Origin of the sequence: Candidatus Symbiopectobacterium sp., assembly GCF_020054415.1 — a bacterium.
Taxonomy (GTDB): Bacteria; Pseudomonadota; Gammaproteobacteria; order Enterobacterales; family Enterobacteriaceae; genus Symbiopectobacterium.
Genome location: NZ_JAHWCO010000710.1, coordinates 1 through 11281, shown reverse-complemented (window position 1 = coordinate 11281; position 11281 = coordinate 1). Strand labels below are relative to the sequence as shown.

Genomic DNA, 11281 nt, shown 5'->3' with positions numbered 1-11281 from the left:
ACTGGTTGATATCGTCAGGGGTTTTGATATTTTTGGCCAGCTCGTTAGCCAGAGCCTGTAACTGTTTTTCGTCCATAAAGTAACCTGCTTTTGATGTTGGATTGAACATATCAAAATCAGGCAATTACACAATCTCGTGTACAGGCTCCATTTTAGCCATTTTTTCGGAAAAGATGAATTAAAAAAACCACCAGTAAGGTTTAGACTTGGGTACACTTTCTTTTTCCTTGCCTCGCGCGGCATTGTGGTATTTTTCGTTGAAAAATATGTAGTAATCCGCAGCGATAACGGGTTTACTTTCATCCAATTGAATCCGTGGGTTATCAATTCGTTTCATCAGGGTGGTGCATGTCTAACAGTGTCATGAGCGTGGTTATCCTTGCCGCTGGCAAAGGAACACGTATGTTTTCCGATCTACCAAAAGTACTTCATCCGCTCGCTGGTAAGCCGATGGTTCAGCATGTGATTGATGCGGCTATGGAAACTGGTGCCAAACAGGTGCATTTGGTCTACGGACACGGCGGCGATTTATTGAAAGACAGGTTAACCAACCCGGATTTGAATTGGGTTCTGCAAGCGGAGCAACTCGGTACCGGGCATGCCATGCAGCAGGCGGCGCCGTTTTTTGCTGATAATGAAGATATTCTGATGCTGTACGGTGATGTTCCTTTGATATCACCCGCCACGCTGGCGCGCTTGCTGGCGGATAAGCCACAGGGCGGCATTGCGCTTCTGACGGTGAAACTGGACGACCCCACCGTTTATGGCCGCATTGTGCGCGATGATAACGGGTCTGTGGTCGGGATTGTCGAGCACAAGGACGCGACGGAACAGCAGCGTCAGATTAACGAAATCAACACCGGCATTCTGGCAGCAAACGGTCAGGATCTGAAACGCTGGCTGAGCCAGTTAAACAATAACAACGCGAAAGGCGAGTATTACATCACTGACATTATCGCTATGGCTGCCTCAGAAGGCCGCCGTGTTGAAGCTGTACATCCTGATAATCTGAGCGAAGTGGAAGGGGTTAATAACCGTCTGCAACTGGCGACGCTGGAACGTGTCTATCAGCGGGAACAGGCAAATAAGTTGCTGCTGGCGGGCGTCATGCTATTCGATCCCTCTCGTTTTGATCTGCGTGGGACATTAACCCACGGACGTGATGTGAGTATTGATGCTAATGTGATCATTGAAGGCCAGGTCTCATTGGGGAATAGGGTTGAGATTGGTGCGGGCTGTATCATCAAAGGCAGCGTGATCGGTGATGACTGTGTCCTCAGCCCGTACACCGTGTTAGAAAATGCGGTTTTGGACGCTGAGTGTACGGTAGGGCCCTTTGCGCGCCTGCGACCGGGGGCCGAGCTGGCACAGGGTGCACACGTTGGCAATTTTGTTGAGTTGAAGAAGGCGCGTTTGGGTAAAGGTTCCAAAGCAGGCCATTTGACCTATCTTGGCGATGCGGAAATTGGTGATGATGTGAATATTGGTGCAGGCACCATCACCTGTAATTATGACGGTGCCAACAAGCACAAAACCGTGATTGGCGATCAGGTGTTTGTCGGCTCTGACAGTCAACTGGTGGCCCCTGTGACCGTAGCCAGTGGTGTGACCATCGGTGCTGGCACCACGGTAACGCGCGATGTGGAAGAGAATGCGCTGGTGATAAGCCGGGTAAAACAGCGTCATATTTCAGGTTGGGCGCGGCCTGTTAAGAAAAAATAAGTGATGTCGCCTCCCATTTTGTGGAGGCGGTTTTGCACAGTGTTTTAGGCTAAAGCACTCCGCAAAACATAATAATCCCCCACTCTCTACAAGGCTCGGGGACACCGGAAAAACCGGCACGATCAGGTTTAAGACGTCGAAAGTGACACAATATGTCACGCGTATAGGAATACACATCCATGTGTGGAATTGTAGGCGCAGTTGCGCAACTCGATATTTCTGAAATTCTGTTAGAAGGGCTTCGCCGCCTTGAGTACCGTGGTTATGACTCTGCGGGGCTGGCGGTGGTTGACGCAGAGGGGCACGTTGCCCGCGTACGTCGCTTGGGTAAGGTACAGATGCTGGCGCAAGCGGTGGAAGAGCATCCGCTGGCGGGCGGTACGGGCATTGCTCATACCCGTTGGGCAACGCACGGTGAGCCGTCAGAAGAAAATGCGCACCCGCACGTCTCCGGCCCTATTATCATCGTTCACAACGGCATTATCGAAAACCACGAACCGCTGCGTGAAACGCTGATCGGGCGTGGCTATCGCTTTGTTTCCGAAACCGATACCGAAGTGGTTGCGCACCTGGTGCACTGGGAACAGCAACAAACCGGCGGTGCGCTGGTTGACGTGGTAAAACGCGTTATCCCTCAACTGCGTGGCGCTTACGGCATGGTAGTGATGGACAGTCGCGATCCGAGCGTGCTGGTGGCTGCGCGTTCTGGGAGCCCGCTGGTGATTGGCCGTGGTGTCGGTGAAAACTTCCTTGCGTCTGACCAACTGGCTCTGTTGCCAGTGACCCGCCGCTTTATGTTCCTGGAAGAAGGCGACGTGGCTGAAGTGACGCGCCGCACTGTGCGCATTTTCAACCGCGCGGGCGAACTGGTTGAACGCGAAGAGATTGAATCCAAAGTCAATTATGACGCGGGTTACAAAGGCGCTTACCGCCACTACATGCAGAAAGAGATTTACGAACAGCCGTTGGCGATCAAAAACACCCTGGAAGGGCGTTTTAGCCACGGTGAAGTGAATCTGTCTGAACTGGGTCCAAAAGCGGATGAACTGCTGGCTAAAGTGCAGCATATTCAGATTATTGCCTGCGGTACGTCCTACAACTCAGGCATGGTATCGCGTTATTGGTTTGAAGCACTGGCGGGTGTGCCCTGTGATGTGGAAATCGCCTCTGAATTCCGCTATCGCAAACCGGCGGTGCGCGCCAATAGCCTGATGATCACCCTCTCTCAGTCCGGTGAAACGGCGGATACGCTGGCAGCGTTGCGCTTGTCCAAAGAGCTGGGGTATCTGGGATCGCTGGCTATTTGTAACGTGGCAGGATCATCGCTGGTTCGTGAATCCGATTTGGCGCTGATGACCAAAGCCGGTACGGAAATTGGCGTGGCGTCCACCAAGGCGTTTACCACCCAGTTAACGGTGTTGCTGATGCTGGTGGCGCGTATTGGCCGTCTGCGCGGTATGGATGCCCAGATTGAGCACGATATTGTCCACGGTCTGCAAGCGCTGCCTGCGCGTATTGAGCAGATGCTATCACAGGACAAGCTGATTGAGTCTCTGGCAGAAGGTTTCTCTGATAAGCACCATGCGTTGTTTTTGGGACGCGGCGTTCAGTACCCTATCGCAATGGAAGGAGCGCTAAAGCTTAAAGAGATCTCTTACATTCATGCAGAAGCGTATGCGGCTGGTGAGTTGAAGCACGGCCCGCTGGCGTTGATTGATGCGGATATGCCTGTTGTGGTGGTTGCGCCCAACAATGAGCTGTTGGAAAAACTGAAATCCAACATCGAAGAAGTGCGCGCACGCGGCGGTGAGCTGTATGTGTTTGCCGACGAAGAAGCGGGCTTTATCAGCAGCGAAAACATGCGCATCATTCCGCTGCCGCATGTGGAAGACGTTATTGCACCAATCTTCTACACCGTGCCTTTACAGTTGCTCTCCTACCACGTGGCGCTGATTAAAGGCACCGACGTTGACCAACCGCGTAACCTGGCGAAATCGGTGACGGTAGAGTAACTGCCGCTATGCTGAGCTGCATAACTGGACCTGCCCTATAGGGGCAGGTTTTTTTTATGTGATAAGCGTTCAACGCCGTGCCAAAGCCAACAACACGCCTAACCCCAGCAAGACGCCACCAAAGGTTCTGTCGATCCAATGACGCACGTCGAGCAGTCGCTCACGGATTGCGCCGGAAGATAAAAACAGGGCGACCAGACAAAACCATGAGATGTGCGCTACCGAGATAAAAATACCGTAGCCGATTTGCATCGCCAACGGCGTCTGTGGGCTTACCACCTGCATAAACAGGCTGACGATGAATACCGTTGCTTTGGGATTTAACGCATTGGTGAGAAAACCGGTGCGTAGCGCTCTCCAATCAGAGACGGAGGCGATACCGGTATCGAGCTGGGCGCTGACGGGTTTGGCTCGTAACATTTTCACTCCAAGCCAAATGAGGTATGCCGCACCAATCAGTTTGATCATGTTGAACAGCCACAGTGATTGCTGAATGATCAACCCGATGCCTATCAGGGTATAGCTCACATGGACCAGAATGCCGCCACCGATACCGACAGCCGTTAGGATTCCCGCACGGCGCGACAGCATCAGGCTATTGCGTGTCACCATGGTAAAATCAGGCCCGGGGCTAATAACGGCAAACAGTGTTATTGTGAATACAGCGAGATACTCGACCATACATAACCTTTTTAATATCAAATTAGATATCAATATGCTATGCAAACAAGATAGGGATAACTAACGATGATTTCTGACGTCTAATGGTGAGTTAAACTCACCATTAGACGTCAATCAAACCCGCCTTCCTTCATTGATAGCCTTGCGCTGTTTTGAGGCCGCAGCACGGTTTGAGAACTTCACGTGTGCCGCCGAAGCGTTACATCTTACACACGGTGCAATTAGTCGTGCGGTGCGTATGCTGGAGGATGATTTAGGGGTTGCGCTGTTTGAACGGCGCAGTCGCCGCGTTTTTCTGACGCAAGCAGGCCGCACGCTGGCGCAGGCGGTGAATGAAGGGCTGACAGTCATGCAGCGCGCCACCAATGAACTCCGCGCCAGCAGCGGCGCTGGGTAGTGTCATGTGAACCGACATTGCTGATGCGTTGGCTCATTCCTCGTTGGCCAGCGTTTCAGGCAAAACATCCGGATCGGGATATTCATCTGGTTGCGGGCGGAGGCGCATTTTCATTTAACACTGGCATTTATTTGGTCATTCGGTACGATGATTTCCCGTTACCCGATGGTTACCATGCAGAATACCTGTTCAGTGAAAAAGTCGGGCCTGTGTGTCGGCCTGATAACGTGGTTGATTGGTTTTCTCCCGCTAAAAACGGGATGTCATTGCACACCACTGCGCCGCGCTTACACAGCCGCACGCGCTTAAGCGCTTGGCAAACGCGGAGTTCGGTCACACAATACCCATTTCATGACAATAATGGACAAACATTCGAGCACTTTTATTTCAGTTTACAGGCTGCTGTTGCCGGTTTTGGGGTTGCCATTGGTCCATGGCAATTAGTCAGATATGATATTGCCAGTGGCGTTCTGGCTGCGCCATTGTGGTTCGTTGAGGAGGGATCCTGTTACTGCCTGCTGTCGCCTTACCAGTTATTTCCTGATACTTTTCAGATAGATATATTGTCCTTGTTACGCGCTATGGCCTGAATCAACGCCGCGCGTATTCAGGTAAAATGCCGCGTTTAATGCAATTGATCGTGAACATTTTTTGCATGTCATAAAACTGTAACATTAAATACATTTTACTGTCATGTAATTGTCCTATTTTTCCCCCTGCGAACTACACTCTGATCAATAAAGAATCTGGGTCGACACCTTTAAAAAATCCCACAGGAGGGATTATGAGACTGATGCGTACCACGATTGCCGGTCTTGTTATGGCAACCTTTTCCCTGACGGCGGTCAACGCCTCAGCTGCCGTTAACCTTACCGGTGCAGGTGCTACGTTCCCAGCGCCGGTCTACGCCAAGTGGGCAGACTCTTACCAGAAAGAAACGGGCAATAAAGTTAACTATCAAGGTATTGGTTCTTCTGGCGGCGTTAAGCAGATTCAAGCAAAAACCGTTGATTTCGGTGCATCTGATGCACCACTGGCTGATGATAAGCTGGCTGAAGATGGCCTGTTCCAGTTCCCTACCGTAATCGGTGGTGTGGTATTGGCGGTAAACGTCCCGGGCATTAAATCTGGCGAACTGACGCTGGATGGTAAAACGCTGGGTGATATCTACCTAGGTAAAATCAAAAAATGGAATGATGCGGTCATCACTAAACTGAACCCGGGCGTTAAACTGCCGGATCAGGATATCGCCGTCGTTCGTCGCGCTGACGGTTCCGGTACCTCTTTCGTGTTCACCAGCTATCTGGCGAAAGTGAACGCTGAATGGAAAGAGAAAATTGGTGCTGGTTCTACGGTTAACTGGCCGACCGGTCTGGGCGGTAAAGGTAACGACGGTATTGCCGCGTTCGTTCAGCGTCTGCCAGGCTCAATCGGTTATGTTGAATATGCTTATGCCAAGCAGAATAACCTGGCTTACACCAAGCTGATTTCTGCCGACGGTAAAGCCGTTCGACCGACCTGCCAATCATTCAGCAATGCGGCCAAAGGCATCGACTGGAGCAAATCTTTTGCTCAGGACCTGACCAACCAGCACGGTGCTGACGCATGGCCAATCACCTCTACCACCTTCATTCTGGTTCACCAGAAACAAGAAAAACCAGAGCAGGGCGCTGAAGTGCTGAAGTTCTTTGACTGGGCGTTCAAGAAAGGCGGTGAGCAAACGGTAGCGCTGGATTACGCTACGCTGCCAACCGAAGTGGTTGAGCAGATTCGTGCCGCATGGAAAACCAGTGTAAAAGACAGCAGCGGTAACGCGCTGTTTAAATAAGCATTGAAACGATATGCAAGCCCTTGTGCGGTTAACAAGGCACTGACATAAGTTATGGCGGATGTGCGGGAAGCCCGTCCGCCTTTGCCTGTAAAATGATTAACACTGAAGAAGAGAGCCCTATGGCTGAGTATAAGCCAACCATGAAAGCCCCCGGAAAGCTGGGCGACGTCATCTTTAGCGCACTGGTGAGATTCTCTGCGCTGCTGACGCTGCTGCTGCTGGGCGGCATCATCGTATCGCTGATCGTGGCATCCTGGCCGAGCATTGAGAAGTTTGGCTTTGCGTTTCTGTGGACTAAAGAGTGGGACGCGCCTGCCGGGCAGTTTGGTGCGCTGGTGCCGATTTACGGTACCGTCGTGACCTCGCTGATTGCACTGATCATTGCTATTCCTATCAGCTTCGGTATCGCCCTGTTCCTGACGGAGTTAGCACCGAACTGGCTGAAACGCCCGTTGGGCGTTGCCATCGAATTATTGGCCGCCATTCCGAGTATCGTTTACGGCATGTGGGGTCTGTTTATTTTCGCACCGTTGTTTGCCAAATACTTCCAGCAACCGGTTGGGAGTATCCTGTCCGGCATTCCTATTTTGGGCACACTGTTCTCTGGTCCTGCGTTTGGTATCGGTATTCTGGCCGCCGGTGTGATTCTGGCCATCATGATCATTCCTTATATCGCTGCCGTAATGCGCGACGTGTTTGAGCAAACACCGGTAATGATGAAAGAGTCAGCCTACGGTATTGGTTGTACCACCTGGGAAGTGATTTGGCGCATCGTATTGCCATACACCAAAAACGGGGTGATTGGCGGCGTCATGCTGGGGCTGGGGCGTGCACTGGGTGAAACCATGGCGGTGACCTTTATTATCGGTAACACCTACCAGTGGGACAGCCTGTCTCTGTTTATGCCCGGCAACAGTATCACTTCCGCGCTGGCGAACGAGTTTGCCGAAGCGGAATCTGGCCTGCATACGGCGGCATTGATGCAGCTTGGTCTTATCCTGTTTGTGATTACCTTTATCGTGCTGGCGCTGTCTAAGTTGATGATTATGCGTTTGGCAAAAAATGAGGGGGCACGCTAATGGCGGCGTTAGGAATGGAACAAGAAGCCACACTGGCGCGTACCCGGCAGAAAATGCAGGCTTGGCGTCGCCAGAAGAACCGCATTGCGCTATGCCTCTCCATGACAACCATGGCATTTGGCCTGTTCTGGCTGGTGTGGATCCTGTTCTCTACCGTAGTGCGAGGGATCGACGGCATGTCGCTGGCGCTGTTTACCGAAATGACGCCGCCACCCAACGCCGCAGGTGGTGGGCTTGCCAACGCCATTGTCGGCAGTGGATTGCTGATTTTCTGGGCCACGGTCTTTGGTACACCGCTCGGCATTATGGCGGGTATCTGCCTAGCGGAATATGGTCGCAAATCCATTGTTGCCGAAGTGATTCGCTTTATTAACGATATCTTATTGTCAACACCTTCGATTGTGGTTGGCTTGTTTGTCTACTCGATTGTCGTGACAAAGATGCAGCACTTCTCGGGGTGGGCGGGGGTGATTGCGCTGGCGCTATTGCAGGTGCCTATCGTGATTCGTACCACAGAGAACATGCTGAAACTGGTTCCCGATAGCCTGCGTGAAGCGGCTTATGCGCTGGGAACGCCGAAGTGGAAAATGATTTCGGCCATCACATTGAAAGCCTCTGTATCCGGCATTATCACTGGCGTACTGCTGGCAATCGCCCGCATCGCCGGGGAAACCGCACCGTTGCTGTTTACGTCGCTGTCCAACCAGTTCTGGAACACCGATATGATGCACCCGATTGCTAACCTGCCCGTCACCATCTTTAAGTTTGCCATGAGCCCGTTTGTCGAGTGGCAACAGCTGGCCTGGGCGGGGGTGCTACTGATTACGCTGTGTGTGCTGCTGCTGAACATTGTCGCGCGTATTTTGTTCGCGAAAAAGAAACATTAATGGATTCAACGGGGTGTCGGACGACACACCAGTTAAAAGAGATAAGTATTAATGAGTATGGCTACCGATACATCCAACTACAAAATCCAGGTGCGCAATTTGAATTTCTATTATGGAAAATTCCATGCGCTGAAAGACATTACGCTGGATATTGCCACCAATCAGGTTACCGCATTTATCGGCCCGTCTGGCTGCGGCAAATCCACCCTGTTGCGCACGCTGAATAAAATGTATCAACTGTATCCGGAACAGCGCGCGGAAGGGGATATTTTGCTGGATGGTAACAACATTCTTACTGACAAGCAGGATGTGGCGTTGCTGCGTGCCAAGGTGGGCATGGTGTTCCAGAAGCCAACCCCGTTCCCGATGTCGATTTATGACAATATTTCCTTCGGTGTGTGTTTGTTCGAAAAACTTTCCCGCGCCGATATGGATGAGCGCGTGCAGTGGGCATTGACCAAAGCCGCATTGTGGCAGGAAACCAAAGATAAGCTGCACCAGAGCGGATACAGTCTCTCGGGTGGTCAGCAGCAGCGTTTGTGCATTGCGCGCGGTATCGCTATCCGTCCTGATGTATTGCTGCTTGATGAACCTTGTTCGGCGCTGGATCCTATCTCTACGGGCCGTATCGAAGAACTAATTTCCGAATTGAAGAAATATTATACCGTGGTGATCGTCACCCACAACATGCAACAGGCGGCACGCTGTTCGGATCATACGGCATTTATGTACTTGGGCGAACTGATCGAATTTAGCGATACAGATACCCTGTTTACCGCGCCCAAACAGAAACAGACCGAAGACTACATTACCGGTCGCTATGGTTGATTACAGGAAGCATCATGGACAATCTGAATCTGAACAAACACATTTCCGGGCAGTTCAACGCTGAGCTTGAGCACATTCGCACCCAGGTGATGACCATGGGCGGTTTGGTTGAGCAGCAACTGACGGATGCCATTACGGCAATGCACAACCGTGACGCGGAATTGGCCCAGCGCGTGATTGAAGGTGATGCCAAGGTGAACTTGATGGAGGTGACCATCGATGAAGCCTGTGTGCGTATCATCGCTAAGCGTCAGCCAACGGCGAGTGATTTGCGTCTGGTGATGGCAATCATCAAAACCATTTCTGAACTGGAGCGTATTGGCGATGTAGCGGATAAAATCTGTCGCACCGCATTGGAGAAATATTCGCATCAGCATTTGCTGGTTAGCCTGGAATCGTTGGGTCGTCATACGGTAGAAATGCTGCATGACGTACTGGACGCCTTTGCGCGCATGGATCTGGATGAAGCTATCCGTATTTATCGAGAAGACAAGAAGGTCGATAAAGAGTATGAAGGCATTGTGCGCCAACTGATGACGCACATGATGGAAGACTCACGTACCATTCCGAGCGTATTGACCGCGCTGTTTTGCGCCCGCTCAATCGAACGCATTGGCGACCGTTGCCAGAACATCTGCGAGTTTATTTTCTACTTCGTTAAAGGGCAGGATTTCCGCCATATTGGTGGTGATGCGCTGGAAAAACTGCTGGAGAAAGAGAAAAACGGACCTGCACCTCAGTGATTTTCACTGACAATATCCCCTGTCATGGGGGGGCAGACTGCTGACAAAGTCACTCTACCCCCTCGTCATCCTCGGCGGAAGCCGGGGATCTCTGTGTGAATAAACGCGTTTCTTCGGCAAGAGATTCCCGCCTTCGCGGGAATGACAGTGGGAGTCGGGCTGTTTATCAGCAACCTCATACGCCCCGTCAGGGGCATGTTGTTGATGGTTGGATGCAGAGGTTTGTGTGTTAGAGCACAATATCCATTACTTGATTTTCACGCTTAATAGTCAGTGCCAATGTTCCTTTTGGCTCCTGAAGTAACAATTTTCTCACCGTTTTTATTTTTTCTGGAGAATAGGGGTCGTGTATTCAATGGGTTGATGTAGCATCAAACGTAGTACTCGCGTTCTTATCCAGCATGGTTTTCTTCCTGAATGTTAGTCTACAGAGACGCGCTTAGCAGCAGCGTCTCTGTAACGTGGGGAGGTTATTCCCCAATGGCGATATTAGCCTCACGCAGCAACGCGATTAGGTACTGTTTCATTTCTTGGCTGGGCGGCGTCGCAGGCGCGGACACGGCGGCAGAAATTGACGAACCCGTGAGGCGAATCGCTTCTTTTATCAGGCCGGTAAAAGGCACTTCCAGGGTATAGATCTTCGACAGCACGGCCAGACGGCGCAGCAGCGATTGCACCGCAACCATATCCTTATCCAAAAATGCCTGATAGATACCGCAGGTGATTTCCGGTGCAAAATTGGAGGTGGCGGGAATTACGCCATCACCGCCGAGCAGCAGCGTATCGAGGGCGTATTCATCAAAGCCGCAGAACACCAGAAAATTGGGATGACGACCTTTCACTTCCGTGATCACCAAGCTAATATGGCTCATGCAATCAACGGTATCTTTGATGCCCACAATATTGGCGCAACGGTCGTGTATTCAATATGTTGATTGCAGCGTGAAATGTCCGGTTTTGGATGTGGAATACAGTGGATAAAGTTGATGTAAGATGCCCGTTTTGTGAACAGACATCTCCTGTGAAAAAACACGGTTATGGCAAAAGTGGCCATCAGCGTTACCGTCGTCAGTCATGCAAACACGGATGGCTACAGGGCTT

General features: G+C 51.4%; 12 protein-coding genes. 10 read left to right on the top strand and 2 right to left on the bottom strand.

All coding sequences use genetic code 11. The annotated features are described in order from the left end of the window. Positions 1-348: 348 nt before the first annotated feature. Complete coding sequence (gene glmU, locus QZ506_RS20445; RefSeq protein WP_291973528.1) at positions 349-1722, top strand: bifunctional UDP-N-acetylglucosamine diphosphorylase/glucosamine-1-phosphate N-acetyltransferase GlmU; 1374 nt, start codon at positions 349-351, stop codon at positions 1720-1722. Between the two features lie 179 nt (positions 1723-1901). Continuing rightward, the gene (glmS, locus tag QZ506_RS20440; protein ID WP_291973527.1) at positions 1902-3734 is read left to right on the top strand and encodes a glutamine--fructose-6-phosphate transaminase (isomerizing); all 1833 of its coding nucleotides are present in this window, start codon (positions 1902-1904) and stop codon (positions 3732-3734) included. Between the two features lie 69 nt (positions 3735-3803). Here the strand turns inward: glmS and QZ506_RS20435 are convergent, their stop codons facing one another. Next, positions 3804-4415, bottom strand: a complete 612-nt coding sequence (locus tag QZ506_RS20435) for a LysE family transporter (RefSeq protein WP_291973525.1) — start codon at positions 4413-4415, stop codon at positions 3804-3806. 142 nt (positions 4416-4557) lie between these two features. Between QZ506_RS20435 and QZ506_RS20430 the strand changes: the two genes are divergently transcribed. The 7 genes from QZ506_RS20430 to phoU all read left to right on the top strand — a co-directional run bounded on the left by QZ506_RS20430 (position 4558) and on the right by phoU (position 10180). After that, positions 4558-4812, top strand: coding sequence for a LysR family transcriptional regulator (locus QZ506_RS20430; RefSeq protein ID WP_291973524.1), 255 nt, complete (start codon positions 4558-4560; stop codon positions 4810-4812). Between the two features lie 23 nt (positions 4813-4835). Next, complete coding sequence (locus QZ506_RS20425) at positions 4836-5402, top strand: LysR substrate-binding domain-containing protein (RefSeq protein ID WP_291973530.1); 567 nt, start codon at positions 4836-4838, stop codon at positions 5400-5402. A gap of 194 nt (positions 5403-5596) precedes the next feature. After that, entirely contained in the window at positions 5597-6640 is a 1044-nt protein-coding gene (pstS, locus tag QZ506_RS20420; RefSeq protein WP_291973522.1) for a phosphate ABC transporter substrate-binding protein PstS, read from the top strand. A gap of 122 nt (positions 6641-6762) precedes the next feature. Continuing rightward, complete coding sequence (gene pstC, locus QZ506_RS20415) at positions 6763-7722, top strand: phosphate ABC transporter permease PstC (RefSeq protein WP_291973520.1); 960 nt, start codon at positions 6763-6765, stop codon at positions 7720-7722. Beyond that, positions 7722-8609 carry a phosphate ABC transporter permease PstA gene (gene pstA / locus QZ506_RS20410; RefSeq protein ID WP_291973518.1) on the top strand — a complete coding sequence of 296 codons (888 nt, stop codon included), beginning with the start codon at positions 7722-7724 and terminating at the stop codon, positions 8607-8609. Before pstC ends, pstA begins: the two co-directional genes overlap by 1 nt. Before the next feature lie 51 nt (positions 8610-8660). Next, the gene (gene pstB / locus QZ506_RS20405) at positions 8661-9437 is read left to right on the top strand and encodes a phosphate ABC transporter ATP-binding protein PstB (protein ID WP_291973516.1); all 777 of its coding nucleotides are present in this window, start codon (positions 8661-8663) and stop codon (positions 9435-9437) included. A gap of 14 nt (positions 9438-9451) precedes the next feature. Then, the gene (gene phoU / locus QZ506_RS20400) at positions 9452-10180 is read left to right on the top strand and encodes a phosphate signaling complex protein PhoU (protein ID WP_291973514.1); all 729 of its coding nucleotides are present in this window, start codon (positions 9452-9454) and stop codon (positions 10178-10180) included. 470 nt (positions 10181-10650) lie between these two features. Here phoU and QZ506_RS20395 read toward each other — a convergent pair whose 3' ends face one another. Then, the gene (locus QZ506_RS20395) at positions 10651-11052 is read right to left on the bottom strand and encodes a dihydrodipicolinate synthase family protein (protein ID WP_291973512.1); all 402 of its coding nucleotides are present in this window, start codon (positions 11050-11052) and stop codon (positions 10651-10653) included. A 101-nt stretch (positions 11053-11153) separates the two neighbouring features. On the opposite strand from QZ506_RS20395, the gene QZ506_RS20390 reads away from it, so the two are divergent. Next, positions 11154-11281, top strand: a 128-nt coding sequence (locus QZ506_RS20390; protein WP_367273036.1) for an IS1 family transposase, incomplete at its 3' end; no start/stop codon positions are given.

Coding starts and splice junctions, on each gene's coding strand:
- QZ506_RS20395 (WP_291973512.1), bottom strand. CDS start 11,052: ATGAGCCATATTAGCTTGGTGATCACGGAAGTGAAAGGTCGTCATCCC.
- glmS (WP_291973527.1), top strand. CDS start 1,902: ATGTGTGGAATTGTAGGCGCAGTTGCGCAACTCGATATTTCTGAAATT.
- pstC (WP_291973520.1), top strand. CDS start 6,763: ATGGCTGAGTATAAGCCAACCATGAAAGCCCCCGGAAAGCTGGGCGAC.
- pstA (WP_291973518.1), top strand. CDS start 7,722: ATGGCGGCGTTAGGAATGGAACAAGAAGCCACACTGGCGCGTACCCGG.
- phoU (WP_291973514.1), top strand. CDS start 9,452: ATGGACAATCTGAATCTGAACAAACACATTTCCGGGCAGTTCAACGCT.
- pstS (WP_291973522.1), top strand. CDS start 5,597: ATGAGACTGATGCGTACCACGATTGCCGGTCTTGTTATGGCAACCTTT.
- glmU (WP_291973528.1), top strand. CDS start 349: ATGTCTAACAGTGTCATGAGCGTGGTTATCCTTGCCGCTGGCAAAGGA.
- QZ506_RS20435 (WP_291973525.1), bottom strand. CDS start 4,415: ATGGTCGAGTATCTCGCTGTATTCACAATAACACTGTTTGCCGTTATT.
- QZ506_RS20425 (WP_291973530.1), top strand. CDS start 4,836: ATGCGTTGGCTCATTCCTCGTTGGCCAGCGTTTCAGGCAAAACATCCG.
- pstB (WP_291973516.1), top strand. CDS start 8,661: ATGAGTATGGCTACCGATACATCCAACTACAAAATCCAGGTGCGCAAT.